General features: G+C 64.8%; 14 protein-coding genes. 6 read left to right on the top strand and 8 right to left on the bottom strand.

Going from position 1 to position 15,845, the window contains the following annotated elements:
- Positions 1 to 168: 168 nt before the first annotated feature.
- From AC1DGI_RS06295 to AC1DGI_RS06270, 6 genes are all read right to left on the bottom strand, one after another.
- Positions 169 to 903 (bottom strand): SDR family NAD(P)-dependent oxidoreductase, encoded by a 735-nt coding sequence (locus tag AC1DGI_RS06295; protein WP_476898148.1) that lies wholly within the window; start codon positions 901 to 903, stop codon positions 169 to 171.
- Positions 904 to 905: 2 nt separating this feature from the next.
- Positions 906 to 1,217, bottom strand: coding sequence for an NAD(P)-binding domain-containing protein (locus tag AC1DGI_RS06290; protein ID WP_476898147.1), 312 nt, complete (start codon positions 1,215 to 1,217; stop codon positions 906 to 908).
- Positions 1,214 to 1,474: a hypothetical protein gene (locus AC1DGI_RS06285; protein ID WP_476898146.1), complete on the bottom strand. Its 261-nt coding sequence runs from the start codon at positions 1,472 to 1,474 to the stop codon at positions 1,214 to 1,216. The genes AC1DGI_RS06290 and AC1DGI_RS06285 overlap by 4 nt, the downstream gene beginning before the upstream one ends.
- A 319-nt stretch (positions 1,475 to 1,793) precedes the next feature.
- The gene (locus AC1DGI_RS06280) at positions 1,794 to 2,201 is read right to left on the bottom strand and encodes a cupin domain-containing protein (protein WP_441399866.1); all 408 of its coding nucleotides are present in this window, start codon (positions 2,199 to 2,201) and stop codon (positions 1,794 to 1,796) included.
- 10 nt (positions 2,202 to 2,211) lie between these two features.
- Positions 2,212 to 2,601 carry a carboxymuconolactone decarboxylase family protein gene (locus tag AC1DGI_RS06275; protein ID WP_476898145.1) on the bottom strand — a complete coding sequence of 130 codons (390 nt, stop codon included), beginning with the start codon at positions 2,599 to 2,601 and terminating at the stop codon, positions 2,212 to 2,214.
- A 150-nt stretch (positions 2,602 to 2,751) separates the two neighbouring features.
- Positions 2,752 to 3,957: an MFS transporter gene (locus tag AC1DGI_RS06270; protein ID WP_476898144.1), complete on the bottom strand. Its 1,206-nt coding sequence runs from the start codon at positions 3,955 to 3,957 to the stop codon at positions 2,752 to 2,754.
- 160 nt (positions 3,958 to 4,117) lie between these two features.
- Here AC1DGI_RS06270 and AC1DGI_RS06265 point away from each other — a divergent pair, with 160 nt between their 5' ends.
- Positions 4,118 to 5,014, top strand: a complete 897-nt coding sequence (locus AC1DGI_RS06265) for a helix-turn-helix transcriptional regulator (RefSeq protein ID WP_476898143.1) — start codon at positions 4,118 to 4,120, stop codon at positions 5,012 to 5,014.
- A gap of 134 nt (positions 5,015 to 5,148) precedes the next feature.
- On the opposite strand, the gene AC1DGI_RS06260 is transcribed toward AC1DGI_RS06265, so the two are convergent.
- The gene (locus AC1DGI_RS06260) at positions 5,149 to 6,213 is read right to left on the bottom strand and encodes an LLM class flavin-dependent oxidoreductase (RefSeq protein WP_476898142.1); all 1,065 of its coding nucleotides are present in this window, start codon (positions 6,211 to 6,213) and stop codon (positions 5,149 to 5,151) included.
- Positions 6,214 to 6,654: 441 nt separating this feature from the next.
- Here AC1DGI_RS06260 and AC1DGI_RS06255 point away from each other — a divergent pair, with 441 nt between their 5' ends.
- From AC1DGI_RS06255 to AC1DGI_RS06245, 3 genes are all read left to right on the top strand, one after another.
- Entirely contained in the window at positions 6,655 to 8,433 is a 1,779-nt protein-coding gene (locus AC1DGI_RS06255) for an ABC transporter family substrate-binding protein (RefSeq protein WP_441402048.1), read from the top strand.
- Between the two features lie 182 nt (positions 8,434 to 8,615).
- The gene (locus tag AC1DGI_RS06250) at positions 8,616 to 10,157 is read left to right on the top strand and encodes an ABC transporter permease (protein WP_476898141.1); all 1,542 of its coding nucleotides are present in this window, start codon (positions 8,616 to 8,618) and stop codon (positions 10,155 to 10,157) included.
- A complete protein-coding gene (locus AC1DGI_RS06245; protein ID WP_476898140.1) occupies positions 10,154 to 11,272 on the top strand; it encodes an ABC transporter permease in 1,119 nt (372 codons plus the stop codon). The genes AC1DGI_RS06250 and AC1DGI_RS06245 overlap by 4 nt, the downstream gene beginning before the upstream one ends.
- Positions 11,273 to 11,320: 48 nt before the next feature.
- Here AC1DGI_RS06245 and AC1DGI_RS06240 read toward each other — a convergent pair whose 3' ends face one another.
- Positions 11,321 to 11,962, bottom strand: coding sequence for a PH domain-containing protein (locus AC1DGI_RS06240; RefSeq protein WP_476898139.1), 642 nt, complete (start codon positions 11,960 to 11,962; stop codon positions 11,321 to 11,323).
- Positions 11,963 to 12,041: 79 nt separating this feature from the next.
- On the opposite strand from AC1DGI_RS06240, the gene AC1DGI_RS06235 reads away from it, so the two are divergent.
- Both AC1DGI_RS06235 and AC1DGI_RS06230 read left to right on the top strand, forming a co-directional pair.
- The gene (locus AC1DGI_RS06235; protein WP_441400902.1) at positions 12,042 to 13,865 is read left to right on the top strand and encodes an ABC transporter ATP-binding protein; all 1,824 of its coding nucleotides are present in this window, start codon (positions 12,042 to 12,044) and stop codon (positions 13,863 to 13,865) included.
- 277 nt (positions 13,866 to 14,142) lie between these two features.
- On the top strand, positions 14,143 to 15,783 hold the full coding sequence (locus AC1DGI_RS06230; protein ID WP_441400900.1) for a peptide ABC transporter substrate-binding protein: 1,641 nt from the start codon (positions 14,143 to 14,145) through the stop codon (positions 15,781 to 15,783).
- The last annotated feature ends 62 nt before the right edge of the window (positions 15,784 to 15,845 follow it).

Below are 15,845 nucleotides of genomic sequence, written 5' to 3'. Positions count from 1 at the left end.
TAGCCATTGCACCCGGCGGCTGAGGTCCCGATCATGGTGCGGTCGCCGTCGCGCGTAACGGATCCCCGGGCTGGGGTATCAGAGGTGTCTCAGAAACACTTCGTCTGAGAGACAACCCTCATGCAATGACGTTGAGAGCAAGCGGAATGCGTTTGCTATGGACCTGCTTCAGCGCCGGGGGAGGTGTTCACCGGTTTCGTCGGCGAGGGCCGAGAGGAGCCGGTCCTGGAATGCCGTGTCGTGAACGGAGGGGTGGGGTTCTTGTGGGTGCTGGTGGCGCCAGTATCCGCCGCTGGTGCGCGCTTCAGGGTCATCGCTGGTGGCGAGCCACTCCTGCGTGCGGTGGCCTAGTTCGAGGCTGTCGGGGGCTCCGGCTCCGCCCATTCGGGTGGGTACCCATCCGGGGTCGACGGAGTTGGACAGTACCTCCGGGTACATGCGGGCAATGGCCGCGGCGAGGGTACTGACGTAGAGCTTGCTGTCACCGTAGGAGCCGCCCCTCTTGCCCTGCCAGTCGACACCGTCCAGGCGCGGTTGGCCGCCGAAGTGGGACGCGCTGCTGAGGTAGACCAGCCGTTCCGGGAGTGGAAGAAGCGCGGTCAATAGGTACGGGGCGATGATGTTGACGGGCATGACGTCCCGCCCGCTCCAGACACCGGCGTTGTGGATGACGGCGTCCAGCGGTGCCTGTTCGACCAGTTCGGCGGCGATACGGCGTACGGCGTCGCGATCGGCGAAGTCTCCGATGACGATGCCGGCACCGTGGTCGGTGAGAGGGCGAAGGTGCGTTGCCCGGTCAGTGTTTCGGGCGTGCACGATGACGTCGTGTCCTTGGCCCTGCAGTGCCTCTGCGGTGAGGCGGCCCAGTCCGTCAGCTGACCCGGTGATCAGGATGCGAGCCATGATTACTCTCCTTCGTGAGCAGTACGGATGTCCCCGCCCGTTGAGGCTGCGCGGTTGATCGCGATGTTGAAGCCGAACGAGCCGAACGAGGCTGCGAGCTGAAACAGAAGGTAGGCGTACATTTCGGGTCCGCGGGAGGCCCGCACGTCGCCGAGGTCGTGAATGACGTCATTTTCCCAGCCGAACTGTCTCAGGAGGGCACGCACGGTCTTCTTGGCCTCGATGTCGTTGCCGGTGACGAAGACGACGTGGTCACCGGGCACCCGCCCCGGATCGACCATGAGCGGCGCCGCCATCGTATTCAGCGTCTTCACGACCCGCACGCCGGGTGAGCGTGCTGGATCTGCTCGGCGAGGCTCAGTTCCTCCACACCGGTCAGGGTGGGAGGAAGGCCCTCGTGACGTTTTAGCGGGAGCGCCGTGTCGAGCAGAACCTTGCCCTCCATCGCGCCCGGATCGATGTGTGAGAGGGCATCCAGGGTGACGACACCCGGCAGGGCGTTCACGATAATCTCTCCGTGAGTTGCAGCGTTGGACATGCCGGCCAGCCGTATCGCGGGGTGTTCCGACAACCTGGCTCCTCGCCAAATTCCCATCCCATCCTCCATTCGTTCCAGACCCTGAGCCACGCCCGACGTGGAAAGGATCCTACAGCTGGTGCGCCGGGATCGCGTGGGCGGCAGGGGTCGTGGCGCTGATCGTGACCGCGCCGGCATCTATTCCCGCACCGCACGCCACCCCCGCATCCCACACTAGAAAGCCGCCCCCGTCGTTCGGGAGTCCCGGCGTCGCCGGCGTGAAAAACGGGAGTCGGCGACGATCTATTGCCCATATCTTCGCCGCGAACCCGCACGCCTTATGCAAATCGACGCCGATGGGTGCCGGCTGGTATCAGGGCAGGGTGCCGTTGTATTCGTCGTCGGTGATGTGTTCGCCCCAGGTTGTGGTCTTGGACGGGTCTTCGCCGTTTTGGAGCATGGCGATGTGTTCCATGAAGCAGCCGGGGCCCGCTGCGTGCCAGTGCTCTTCACCGGGCGGGGTGTATAGGGTCTGGCCGGGGTGGACCTCGATGATGGTGCCGTCGCGGCCGCCGAAACGGGCCACACCCTGGGTCACGCGGAGGTACTGGCCATGTTCGTGGGAGTGCCAGGCGGTGCGGGCGCCGGGCGCGAAGCGAACGGTGGCGACGACCATGGTCTGGTCGGACTCGTGCGGCAGCGCGATCGGGTCGAGCCAGACGTCGCCGGCGAACTGGGCTGCCGGGTTCTTGGTGGTGGGCAGAGCGGGTTCAATGTTCATAGTGGATTCCTTAGGCGTTGTCTGCGAAGAGTTGCTTGGCTACGCCCATCGCGGCCATGCCTTTGGGCCAGCCTGCGTAGAGCGTGATGTGGGTGATGGCTTCGATGAGTTCGTCGCGGGTCACGCCGTTCTCGACGGCGCGGCCCAGGTGGAAGCCCAGCTGTTCGGTGTTGCCGCCGGCGGTGAGCACGGCCACGGTGATGAGGCTGCGGTCGCGGGCGGAGAGCTCGGGCCGGTTCCAGACATCCTCGAAGAGCACGTCGTCGGTGAGCGCGGCGAGCTTCGGGGCGAAGCCCCGAACATCTTGCGCCCGCCGCCGACCTGCCTGGGTTGTTCGGTCATGTTCTCTTCCTTCTTTTGATAGGAGTGCTGCGGTCCTTGACGGTTGCAGCCGGGGCATACAGTCCTGAACGGCACGGGCCCGGCCGCGTGCTGGCTAAAACGCGACCATCACTAGGGCTTCGCGGTCGTCCATCGCGCGGTAGGCGTCGTGCTCATACTTAGATCCTTTCCGGGGACATGGGGCGAATCGGCGGCCCAGCCGATGTTGCTAGAGGTGGGCGCGGAATGCGGTGCGGCGCCCGTAGATGGTCAGCATGAGCGCGGCCAGTCCGGCTACGATCATCACGACCGCCAGGATGAGGCCGCTGAAGTTCGTCAGCAGTGCGGCGCCGAGAATGCCGGCGGTGAAGATGGCGAGGTTGAACGCCACGGGCAGGAATGAATTGGCGACGTCGGAGTCTGCGCCTCCGGTGGTCGTGAGCGCGGCTTGGAGTTGGGCGGCGGCGCCGCCGAAGGTGATGCCCCACAGCACGGTCGCGGCGATCACCGCCGGCAGGAACGCATGCCCCACCAGCAGCACCACGGCGGCAGTGATGAAAAGGGCGACGCTGCCGTGCAGGAGCGGGCGGGGATGGCGGTCCAGGAGCGCCCCGGTGATGATGATTCCGGCGATCGAGGCTACTCCGAAGATGAAGAGTTCGACGTCGGCGGTGAGGTTGGTGCTGGTAGTGCGCAGATAGGGGGCGATGTAGGTGTAGATGGTGTTGTGGGCCAGCATCCAGGTGAAGATGACGGCCAGGATCACGGCGATGCCGGGGATGCGGAACACCCTGGCCAGCGGAAGCCGGGAGACTCCGGGCTGCCCCTCGGCGTCTGGCGCGATCGCAGCGATGAAGGCTCCGGCGATCACGGCAACCGCGGTGAGTCCGGCGAAGGCCCACCGCCAGTCGAAGGTCGTTCCGAGCCAGGCCCCCAGTGGTGTGCCGAGGGCGAATCCGACGGGCGCCCCGACGGAGACGATCGCCAGCGACAGGCCTGCCTGGGAGGGTGGGCTGATTTTCCGGCCGTAGGCGGCCAGCATCCCCCAGATGATTCCCGAGAACGCGCCCGCGGCGAACCGCGATACCAGTGACAGGGGCACGTCGCTGGAGAGGGCGGTGGTGCTGTTGGCCAGGATGAGGCCGAGGATCGCGCCGAGGAGTAATGGCTTGCGGCGCATGCCCCGGGTCAGGGTGATGGCGGGGATCGTGATGATCACTGTGCCGAGGGCGTAGGCGCTGACGAATAGTCCGACGGTGCCTTCGGTGGTCCCCATCCCGGTGGCGATAAGGGGCAGTAGACCGGCCGGCATGGTCTCCATTGCGACGAGGACGAAGCCGATGACCGCAAGAGCGGCCAGACTGGCGAGCGGCAGCCGTTTCGGAGTCGCAGTAGATTCCGGGGCCGGCGCCGGAGCGGTGGTAGTGGTGGTCATTCTTCTCCTTGCCCGCGACTGGGTTGCGCGGTTACTTGCTGGTCGGGAACGGGGGAGTCAATATCCAGTCAACGCGCGAACCGCCCGGGGCGGGAGTCTCTGTCAAGGGGTGTACCACCAGGGCACCTCAACAAGAGTTGGAGGGACGTATTCTCGTGGCATGGACAATAAAGCCGAGGTACGCGATTTCCTGATGTCGCGCCGCGCGAAGGTCACTCCCGAACAGGCCGGACTGCCCGCCGGGGCGAACAGGCGCGTTGCCGGGCTTCGCCGCACGGAAGTTGCGGCACTCGCAGATGTCAGCGTTGAGTACTACGCCAAGCTCGAACGTGGTGCTATCGGCGGAGCTTCCTCGTCCGTGCTTGACGCCATCGCCCGCGCGCTTCTCCTCGATGACACAGAGCGGACACATCTCTTCGACCTGGCCCGTGCGGCCGACGGTATTCCGCTATCCGGGCGTCCCCGCCGGAGGTCCACCAAGAACGCCGTCAGTCGACCCAGTCTGCACTGGGTGCTCAGCACGATCACTGATGGCGTCGCTTTCGTACGCGACCAACACCAAGACCTCCTAGCCACCAATGAGCTCGGCCGAGCTTTCTACTCGCCCCTCATCGGCGACGGCGGCCGCACACCGAATCTGGCCCGGTTCCAGTTCCTAGACCCTGCATCCCGGGAGTTCTATCCTGACTGGGAGCTTTTCGCTGAGATGTGCGTGGCGATCATGCGGACCGAAGCCGGCCGAGATCCCCACGACAAAGGCCTCCAGGACCTCGTCGGTGAGCTGTCCACGCGCAGCGATGTGTTCCGGCACCTCTGGGGCGCCCATGACGTCCGGACCCACGGGTCCGGCACAAAACGATTCAACCACCCGGTGGTTGGCGAACTCACTCTTGCCTATGAAGAACTCATCATCACCGCCGACCCAGGCTGCGTCCTCATGATCTACACTGCCGAACCCGGCTCGCCCAGCGCCGAGCGACTCAAGCTACTGGCCAGCTGGGCGGCTACAGGATCCATCGGTCACAACGACAGAGCGGGCAGCAGCTATCGTCCTTGATAGCCGTGAGGTGTCGGCCCCGAGCCCGGCAATGCGGGCTAGGCCCTAAGCCCATGGCCCGTCTCTAGCGTGCGCGGGTGTTTGAGCTGCGTGCCGCTTTAACGGGTAGGCCGAATCCCGCTGAGTGAGCGTCGTTACGAGGTGCGTCCCAGGTGCTCGACTCCGGCCGGGGCCCAGCCCAGGGCCGGACCCAGGTTCGTGGCGATGTCGGTGAGGATTTGGACGTAGTCCGCATGGTCGAAGCTGAACGGCAACGCGAAGGCGACCTCGTCGACTTCCTGGAACCCTGCGTGCGCGTGCAGCTGCGCGGCAATCTGATCGCTGGTGCCGATCAGGTCGGCGGCGAAGAGCATCCCTTTTGGCCCCTGCGGCGACAGCGTACGGGGAGTGCGTTCGTCAACGTAGCGTTGGTACTTTTCGCGCTGTTTCGGTGACGCCGAATCGGTCGGGATCACCACCAGGCCCTGCGAGACCCGGGCTGCTCCGTGTGCTTGAGCTGACTTTGCTGCGGCTTCCCGATAGGCGCGGATTTGTGATTGCTGGATTTGGGCAAAAGCCGGTTCCTGGCCGGCTTCGGCGAAGACCACACTGCTGGAGAGCAGATTGAATCCGTTTTCCCCGGCCCAGATGGCCGACTTCTTGCTGGCCGCCCCATACCAAAGACGTCCTCGCAGCCCCGAAGAGTGCGGTTCGACGCGGTTGGAGAATTCCTCCACGACGCCCTGCTTGCCGGAGAATTGCCGGACCGGTTCCCCGGCAATGAAGCGCGCGAGCCGCTCCACTCGGGCGTAGCTGAAATCCTCCAGCTCGGCGGAGTCCGGGTACAGCTCGTGCTTCACCGTGTCGTAGTGCATCGGTTCACCTACGCTCAGGCCCGGATTGACTCGTCCGCCTGCCAGCAGATCCACGGTGGCCAGGTCCTCGGCCAGGCGCAACGGGTTTTCCCAGCCCATCGGCGTCACGGCGGTTCCTAGCTCGATCCGGGAGGTGCGCTGGCTGGCCGCAGCCATGACCGCGATGGGGGAGGAGATCCCGAACTGCAAATGGCGGTGGCGCAGCCATGCGCTGTCGAATCCGAGCCGCTCACCCAGTTCTATTACCTGCAATGTCGATTCGTGCCCCGCAGCTGGGTCCGCCGGATCGAACAAACCGATAGTGAGGAATCCAAGCTTGCGTAGCGGGCGGGAGGAATCGGGCATGGGCTTCCTTCAGGGATCGGGCACGGTTGATTCCCATGGTAGGCGCGGGATCAATGGTTTCCACCGGCCATGGCGGGAAGTTACCCGGCAAGACGGTTCCCCGGGAAAGCGGCCGTTCGTGCGCTGGCAGCCGGGAGCGGTAATGGCCGATTAACTCGAAAAGCGCCGATTCATATGAATCGTGGGTTTTTCCGTTTTCGTCCCTATCCCGTCGTTCCGTATCCGTCAACGAATTTCGACAAGATTTTACATACGGGGCCGTCAATTGTTGCAGCTCGATAACGAACGTTATCTGCGGTCAACTTTCATGCTGTTCCGCGTCGCTCTGGGTTTACGCTTCATGCCATGTGAGACGGACCACACTGCCGCTGGGGGAGTGTGGACGTCTGCCTGGCGCCAACGGTGCCGGTCTCATCCACACCACAGAAACAAGGAGGCGGAATGCGCTTCGGTCGTATTTCCAAAGCAGTGGGGGTCGCGGCGGCAGCTGCACTCGCACTGAGTGCCTGCGCGGGCGGCGGCGGCGGGACAACCCCGTCGACTGCTGCGGCAGCCAAGACAGGCGGATCGGCAACGGTCGTCGAGGTGAACGCATTCAACACGTTCAACCCGAACACCGCTGACGGCAACACTGACATCAACTCGAAGATCAGCTACGCCACCCACTCCGGGTTCTACTACATCGATAACAAGCTGAACGTTGTACGCAACGAGAAGTTTGGCAAGATGGAAAAGACCTCTGACAACCCGCTGACGGTCAAGTACACCATCAACGACGGCGTCAAGTGGTCCGACGGGACCCCCGTCACCGCCGCCGACCTCCTCCTGCAGTGGGCCGCCTTCTCCGGCTACTACAACGACGCCGACGCAGACGCCAAGACCGGAACGTCCTACTTCTCCTATGCCGGCGACCCGACCGGCATCGCGCTTACCGACTTCCCGGAAATGGGCGCGGACGGCCGTTCCATGACCATCAAGTACTCCAAGCCCTTCGCCGACTGGGAAATCGCCCTCGGCGGTCCCGGCGTCGACATCCCGGCCCACGTGCTCGCCAAGAAAGCCGGACTGGCTGATACCAAGGCCTTCGTGGACCTGCTCAAGGGCACGCCTCGCGGCGACTCGAAGGCCCCGAAGCCGGCAAATGCCCAGCTGAAGATCATGTCCGACATGTGGAACACCGGTTTTGACACCAAGACCCTGCCGGCAGACCCGAGTCTCTACCTGTCCAACGGTCCCTTCATCGTCAAGAGCGTCAACCAGGACCAGTCCCTGACCATGGTCAAGAACAAGGACTACAACTGGGGCCCGGCAGCAAACCTGGATGAGATCACCGTCCGCTACATCGGTGAGGCTCCCGCTCAGGTCCAGGCGTTGAAGAACGGCGAAGCAGACATCATCGCACCGCAGGCTTCTGCCGACACGGTGGACCAGCTGAAGGCGCTCCAGAGCCAGGGTGTCACTGTCGACGTGGGCAACCAGCTCGCCTATGACCACCTCGACCTGAACTACAGCGGACCGTTCGCCGACAAGAACGTGCGCGATGCGTTCATGAAGGTTGTTCCGCGCCAGGATATCGTCGACAAGATCGTCAAGAAGCTTGACCCGAAGGCGGCCCCGCTGGATTCCCAGCTGTTCGTCCCGGACCAGGCTTCGTACGCCGATTCGGTGAAGAACAACGGCTCCTCGGCCTACAAGGCTGCAGACGTCGACGGTGCCAAGAAGCTGCTTAACGGTGCCACTCCCGAAGTCCGCATCATGTACAACAAGGACAACCCCAACCGCGTTGACGCCTTCTCCCTGATCCGCGAGTCCGCCACCAAGGCCGGCTTCAAGATCGTCGACGGCGGCCTCGGCAAGTCTGACTGGGGCAAGGCCCTGGGCAAGGGTGGCTACGACGCCACCATCTTCGGCTGGAGCAACTCGGGTGTGGGCGTCTCCGGCGTCCCGCAGATCTTCAAGACCGGCAACGACTCCAACTTCAACAAGTTCTCCGATCCCGAAGCTGACAAGCTGATGGACGAACTGATTGTCACCACCGACAAGAGCAAGCAGGACAGCCTGGTCGAGCAGATCGACAAGAAGATCTGGGATTCCAGCTACGGCCTGCCGCTGTTCCAGTCGGTCGGCGTGGACGCCTACAGCGACCGCATCACCGGCGTGAAGTACATGCCGAACCAGACCGGTGTCTGGTGGAACTTCTGGGAGTGGGCTCAGAAGTAGCCGACGACCGCAAGTAGTACTTGCTAGCTAAAGGCGTCGGGACCACGGCTCTACGGTCCCGACGCCTTTCTAGCGGCACCACCCGACGATGGCTTGGCCGCCACCGAATCCCCGCGGCACCCGGCCGAACTCTGCGACCGGTCCTGGCAATCCCTGGGCCCGAATACCGAGGTTCTTCTTCAATGGTGACTTACATAGTCCGGCGGCTTATGACAGCAGCCCTCATTCTTCTCGGCGCCTCCTTCCTGGTGTATCTCCTGACAGCGGCGTCCGGAGACCCCCTAGAGGAATTCCGCGCCAACAACTCGCCACAAAAACAGGCGTTGATGGACTCGCGCACCCAGCTCCTGCAACTCGACGTCCCCGCCCCTGTCCGCTACTTCAAGTGGCTCGGGGGCGCGGCCCAGTGCCTCATTCCGTTCGCCAACTCCTGTGACCTCGGCAAGAACATCGCCGGCCAGCCCGTTACGGACGCGCTGGGCCATGCGCTCATCCAGACCCTGACGCTGGTCACTGGCGCCACAGTGCTGGCCATCCTGATCGGCATCACGCTGGGCATCATCACCGCCCTGCGCCAGTACAGCACCTTGGACTACGGCGTGACGTTCATGGCCTTCCTGTTCTTCTCGCTGCCGATCTTCTGGGTCGCCGTCCTGCTCAAGGAATTCGGCGCCATCGGCTTCAACAACTTCCTGCGGAGCCCGGACGTGCCGTTGCCGGTGGCACTGGCGATCGGCGTCGGGCTGGGCATCGTGGCTGCCGTCGCCTCCGGTGGCGCTCCGAAGCGGCGCCTGACCGCCGGCGGTGCCGTGTTCGCATTCGTGAGCGCGGTGCTGATCTACTTCTCCGCCACCGAGTGGTTCAAGACGCCGGGCCTCGGCCCGGTCGTCATCGCCATCGCGGGTGTCGGCATCGCCTTCGCCGTCACCCTGCTGTCGGCCGGACTGAAGAACCGCAAGGCTCTGCAGTCGGCGCTGATCGCCGTCGGCGTCGGCGTGGTCCTGTACTTCCTGGTCCAGCCGCTGCTCAATGAGGCGACCTTCCTGATGATCGTGCTGCTGGCCGTTGCCGCCATCGCAGTGGGCCTGGGGATCGGTTACGTGATGGGCGGGTACGACCGCGGCCAGTCCATGCGTGCCGCAGCCATCACGTCCTTCCTGGTCGGATTTATGATCCTGCTGGACCGCTTCATGCAGGCCTGGCCGAGCTACTTCAACAACAGCCGGGTCCGGGGCCGGCCGATTGCGACCATCGGGGCCAGCACGCCGAACATCGACGGCGATTTCTGGGTTCTCGGCCTGGACTCGTTCACCCACCTGATCCTGCCGACGATGGCCCTGATCCTGATCTCCCTGGCCAGCTACACGCGGTTCACCCGGGCCTCGATGCTGGAAATCATGAACATGGACTACATCCGGACCGCGCGCGCCAAGGGCGTCTCGGAGCGCACCGTCGTGATGCGGCACGCCTTCCGCAACGCGCTGATTCCGATCGCCACCATCGTGGCCTTCGATATCGGCGGCCTGATCGGCGGCGCGGTCATCACCGAATCAGTCTTCTCGGTCCGGGGCATGGGTTTCCTCTTCCTTGACGGCATCTCCCACATCGACCCCAACCCGGTGATGGGCGTCTTCGTCTGTGTGGCCATCACGGCCATGGGTTTCAACCTCGTTGCGGACCTCGCCTACTCCGCACTTGATCCGCGCGTAAGGGTAAAAGCATGAGCCAGCCAAGCCAGCAGGATGAAATTATGGCCGAGGACGCCGTGTTGAACGGTGCCCCGGCGGCCGGCATCGAGCCCGTCCTCGAGTCCAAGGGCCTGAGCCAGGGCCAGATTGTCCGCAAGCGCTTCCTCGGGCACTCCGGCGCGATCATCGGGCTCGTGGTTTTTGCCCTGATCTTCCTCCTCGCCTTCACCTCGGTGGGCTACCTGGGCATCCCGGGCTGGTGGAAATACAACCACGAGCAGGTATCGTCGCTGGTCAACGACGGCGCACCCACCTCCTCGCTCTGGCCGCTGGCCTGGGGCGAGCACCCCTTCGGCCAGGACCGGATCGGCCGCGACCTGTTCGCGATGACCATGCGCGGCGCGCAGCAGTCCATCACCGTCATGGTCGTGATCGGTCTCATCGCCGGGCTGATCGGCGTTGTGGTCGGCGCCATCTCCGGGTACTTCCGCGGCTGGTCCGAGGCCATCCTGATGCGCCTCACCGACGTCATTATCATCATTCCCGCACTGCTGTTGGCCGCGGTCATGGCCCAGATGGCAGGACGGCGTGACTCCGGCAGCTGGTTCGCGTCATTCGCGAGCACCAACGGCGTCCTGGCCCTGGGCATCTTCCTTGGCCTGATCAGCTGGGTCAGCCTGGCCCGGCTCATGCGCGGCGAGTTCCTCTCGCTGCGCGAACGCGAGTTCGTGGACGCTGCCCGGATCTCCGGCGCCAGCAACGCGCGGATCATCTTCAAACACATCCTGCCCAACGCCGTGGGCGTGCTGATCGTGAACGTCACGCTCACCATGTCCGCCGCGATCCTCACCGAAACGGCGCTGAGCTACCTCGGTGTCGGCGTCAAGGCGCCGGACACGTCCCTCGGATTGCTCATCTCGCAGAACCAGCAGGCCTTCTCCACCCGGCCCTGGCTGTTCTGGTTCCCGGGCCTGTTCATCGTGTTGATCTGCCTGAGCATCAACTTCATCGGCGACGGGCTGCGGGACGCCTTCGACCCGCGGCAGAAGAAATTCAACGCCAAAAAGGCGCGCGAAGGGGCGGCGTCAGCTGCAGGGACGCCCCCGGAGAAGACCGCAGTCAGTGCCTTCGACGGATCCAAGGACAGCTAGATGCGCGGCAGGCTCAGGCCCGCGGCCGGCGGCCGGACGGGCGGCCGGCTACAGGGCGGCGACCGTCCAGTAGCTGGCCGCGAGCAGCACCACGACGACGCCGACCGCGGCCCAGCGGGGCGTCACGGCCACCGCCGTGCCGTCGGCGTCGGCTGGTGCGTCGCCGGCGGCCAGCGTCCCGCTTTCCACCAGTTCCTGCCAGCGCGTGCGCACCAGCCGGGCGGYCTGGCCGGAGTCGGTGGACCTGAGGTCTCCTGGCCGCACCGATTTTCCGGGGCCGTAGCTGATGTCCGGGAGCCCGTGCAGGTCTTCCGGTCGGGCATTGCGTCCGCCCCAGATGCCGGGCGCCGGCGCGGCCCAGGCGGCGTAGCTCTTCTGCGCCGTGACGAGCGTGAGGGCATAACGGGTGTCCACATGCACCAGGGCGGCCCAGGGCACCAGGACCGTGCGGAACGGGTTCTCCAGGGTGACGCCGCCGTCGTGCACCACGACGGCGGGCAGCCAGAAGAACTGCCAGCCCAGGAACGCCACCAGCAGCAGCGGCGCCGTGCTCAGCAGCCCCTCGGGGCCGGCCGCGGCGACGGTGGCCGCCACGCCGACGGCCGCTACCAACCAGGACAGCCAGGCGAACCACGAGTTCGACCGGGCCTTGAAGATTTCAACGTTTCCGGCGTCGGGCACAGTGCTCATGCCCCCCATAATTCAGTATTCCCGGTCACAGCACTAATCACCGGTGCGACGGTGGCCCGGGCGGAAGGAAAAACCCATCATGACTGACTTCATCACCCTGGATCCGCTCCCGGCTCCCGTGCCCGGAAAAGGTGACACCGTCCTGGAGGTCCGCGACCTCAGCGTCGACTTCGGCGTGGACAAGAAGTGGGTTCCCGCGGCCATCGGCCTCAACTACGAGGTGCGTGCCGGCGAGGTCCTGGCAATCGTGGGGGAGTCCGGGTCCGGCAAGAGCGCCAGCTCGATGGCGCTGCTGGGCCTGCTGCCAAGCAACAGCCGGGTCAGCGGCAGCGTGAAGCTGGCAGGCAAGGAACTGCTCGGCGCCAACGAATCGAACATCCGCGCCGTTCGCGGCAAGGACGTCGCGGTCATCTTCCAGGAGCCTATGACCGCCATGAACCCGGTTTACACCGTAGGGGCGCAGATCGTGGAGACCATCCGGCTGCACAACGAGGTGTCGCCGGACCAGGCCAGGGAACGCGCCCTGCGGATGCTCGAACTCGTCGAACTGCCGGACCCGGAAAAGGCCTTCAAGTCCTACCCGCACCAGCTGTCCGGCGGGCAGCGGCAGCGCGCCATGATCGCCCAGTCGCTCTCCTGCGACCCCAAGCTGCTGATCGCGGACGAGCCCACGACCGCCCTTGACGTCACCGTCCAGGCGGAGATCCTCGACCTCATGCGCAACCTGCGCAACAAGCTGGACAGCGCGATCGTCCTGATCACCCACGACATGGGTGTGGTGGCGGACCTCGCGGACCGGATCGCCGTGATGCGCCGGGGACGGATCGTGGAGTCGGGCACCGCGGCGGAGATCTTCCACAACCCGCAGCACGAGTACACCCAGGCGCTGCTGGCCGCCGTCCCGCACCTTGGCCAGGGCGGCGAGAGCGCCGACGACGTCGACGTCACGGCCGCCCTCGCCGCCGCCACGCAGGCCGAGATCCAGGCCATCCCGCGCTCGGAACTGCTCCGGCGCGAGCGCGAAAACTCGGCCGCGCTGGCCGCGGCGGAAACGGTCAAGCCGCCGGGAGAACCCGTCCTGGAGCTCACCGACGTGGCCATCGAATACCCCAAACAGGGGCGCGTGCCGGCATTCCGCGCGGTCGAAGGCGCGAATCTGGCAATCTACCCCGGCCAGGTGGTTGGCCTGGTGGGCGAATCAGGCTCGGGCAAGACCACGATCGGGCGGGCCGCCGTCGGCCTGCTGCCGGTTGCCGCGGGCAGCATGAAGGTGGTGGGCCAGGACATCTCGGCCGCCAAGAAAAACGGCCGGCAGTTGCACGAAATGCGCCGGCACGTCGGCATGGTCTTCCAGGACCCCTCGTCGTCGCTGAACCCGCGCCTGCCGATCGGTGAAAGCATCGGCGAGCCGATGTTCCTCGCCGGGGTGGCCAAGGGGGCCGAACTCCAGGGGCGGATCGAAGCCCTGCTGGACCAGGTGGAGCTGCCCCGCGACTACCGCAACCGCTACCCGCACGAACTCTCCGGCGGACAGAAGCAGCGCGTGGGCATCGCCAGGGCCCTGTCGCTGAAGCCGAAGCTGATGGTGGCCGATGAACCCACTTCGGCCCTCGACGTCTCGGTCCAGGCCAAGGTTCTCGAACTCTTCCAGAACCTGCAGAAAGAACTCGGCTTCGCCTGCCTGTTCGTCACCCACGACCTGGCCGTGGTGGATGTCCTGGCCGACCGGATCTGCGTGATGCAGCGGGGCCGGATCGTCGAGCAGGGCAGCCGGGACCAGATTCTGCGGAACCCGCAGGAGCCGTACACCCAGCGGCTCCTGGCAGCGGTCCCGCTGCCGGATCCGGAGAAACAGCGCGAGCGCAGGGAGCTCCGTGCGCAACTGCTTTCGGGGGCGAACTAGGGCGCATTTGCGGGAATTTTCGGTTAACGCAGCCTAACCGGGAGATGAAGAGCGCGAATCATACCAGCCGGTAACGTGTGACTTGAAACAGGTTGCGGTTGACGCTAGCTGTCACGAGATCGTCGGGTCACGGTTTGGCAACAGAGTTCCATCATTCGGACTTTTTGCGGTTAGGCTACTTCCATATGTAGGCCACGTCACAGGATACTTCTGTGCCCGGACCTGCCGGGAAGCACAAGTCTTTCCCTACGAACTCCCACAACTCTTAGGAGGCGGAATGCGTTTCACGCGCACTTCCAAAGCACTGGGCATGGTGGCAATCGCCGCTCTGGCCCTGACCGGTTGCGGCGGAGGCGGTTCCAACACCGCCGGCGGCAGCACCGGTGGCGACACCACCAAAGTCATCGTCGCCGACGGCTCAGAGCCCCAGCGTCCGCTGATGCCGGCAGACACCAACGAGGTTGGCGGCGGCAAGGTCATCGACATGATGTTCTCCGGCCTTGTCAGCTACGACCCCAGCGGCAAGCCCGTCAACGAACTGGCCGAGTCCATTGAAGGCAAGGACGGCCAGCACTTCACCATCAAGATCAAGAAGGACCAGAAGTTCACCAACGGCGAAGCCATCACGGCCAAGACGTTCGTCGACTCCTGGAACTTCGGCGCGGCTGCCAAGAACGCGCAGCTCAGCGGCAACTTCTTCGAAAGCATCAAGGGCTACGACGAGGCGAGCAAGGAAGGCTCCACCGTCGAGACCATGTCCGGCCTGAAGGTCGTTGACGACCAGACGTTCACCGTTGAACTGTCCCAGCCGGAATCCGACTGGCCGCTGCGCCTCGGCTACACCGCCTTCGTCCCGGTTCCCTCCGGCGCCCTGAAGGACCCGAAGGGCTTCGGCGAGAAGCCGGTCGGCAACGGCCCGTACAAGATGGCGGACGGCGGCTGGCAGCACAACGTGCAGATCCAGCTCGTTCCGAACCCGGACTACAACGGCCCGCGCAAGGCCAAGAACGCCGGCGTGACGTTCAAGATCTACCAGAATGACGACGCCGCGTACCAGGATCTGCTGTCCAACAACCTGGACATCCTGCAGACCATCCCGACGAGCGCGCTGAAGAACTACAAGTCCGACCTCGGTGACCGCACCATCAACAAGCCGTACGCCGGCAACCAGACCATCGCCATCCCGGAATACCTGCCGGAGTGGAGTGGTGACGCCGGCAAGCTGCGCCGCCAGGCCATCTCGATGGCGATCAACCGCGACGAGATCACCAAGGTCATCTTCAGCGGCGCCCGCCAGCCGGCCAAGGACTTCACTGCCCCCGTCCTGGACGGTTACAGCGACTCGATCCCCGGCTCGGACAACCTGAAGTTCGATGCCACCAAGGCCAAGGACGCTTGGGCCAAGGCCGACGCCATCCAGAAGTGGGATCCCAACCAGACCTTCACCATCGCCTACAACGCCGACAAGGGCGGCCACAAGGCATGGGTCGAAGCTGTTGTGAACCAGCTGAAGAACACTCTCGGCATCAAGGTTGAGGGCAAGCCGTACGCTACCTTCAAGGAAGCCCGCAACGACGCTACCGCCAAGACGCTGACCGGTGCCATCCGCGCCGGCTGGCAGGCCGACTACCCGTCGCTGTACAACTTCCTCGGCCCGATCTACAAGACCGGTGCAGGCTCCAACGACGCGAAGTACGCCAACCCGGCGTTCGACAAGGCCGTCACCGACGGCCTGAACGCCCCGTCCGTCGCCGACGGCAACAAGGCCATGAACAAGGCCCAGGAGATCCTCCTGACCGACCTTCCGGCCATCCCGCTGTGGTACCAGGTTGCCCAGGGTGGCTGGAGCGACAAGGTCACCAACGTTGACTACGGCTGGGACGGCGTCCCGCTGTACTACAACATCTCCGGCAAGTAACAATAGAACGACGGCGGGGGCTGCCTGGACTGGGGCCTCCGCCGTTGTTTTGTTTCATCCCG

The sequence above is a fragment of the Arthrobacter sp. 05N428_2 genome, from assembly GCF_056397065.1.
Note: the sequence above shows the minus strand (reverse complement) of the source record. Positions and strands in the feature narration are given on the sequence as shown.